1 protein-coding gene is annotated in these 312 nt (G+C 51.0%); it reads left to right on the forward strand.

Annotated elements, in window-relative coordinates; genetic code table 11:
* Window positions 1–312, forward strand: a 312-nt coding sequence (locus tag D4N35_RS17945) for an Hsp70 family protein (protein WP_164876429.1), incomplete at both ends; no start/stop codon positions are given.

A 312-nucleotide genomic window follows, 5' to 3' on the forward strand; every position in this document is an offset into this window, starting at 1 on the left:
AGATAAAAACAGCGGTAAAGAGCAGAAGATCACCATCAAGGCTTCTTCTGGTCTGAACGAAGATGAAATCCAGAAAATGGTACGCGACGCAGAAGCTAACGCCGAAGCTGACCGTAAGTTTGAAGAGCTGGTACAGACTCGCAACCAGGGCGACCATCTGCTGCACAGCACCCGTAAGCAGGTTGAAGAAGCAGGCGACAAACTGCCGGCTGACGACAAAACTGCTATCGAGTCTGCACTGACTGCACTGGAAACTGCTCTGAAAGGTGAAGACAAAGCCGCTATCGAAGCGAAAATGCAGGAGCTGGCACA

This window comes from Siminovitchia fortis (assembly GCF_003605365.2).
GTDB lineage: Bacteria > Bacillota > Bacilli > Bacillales > Bacillaceae_C > Siminovitchia > Siminovitchia fortis.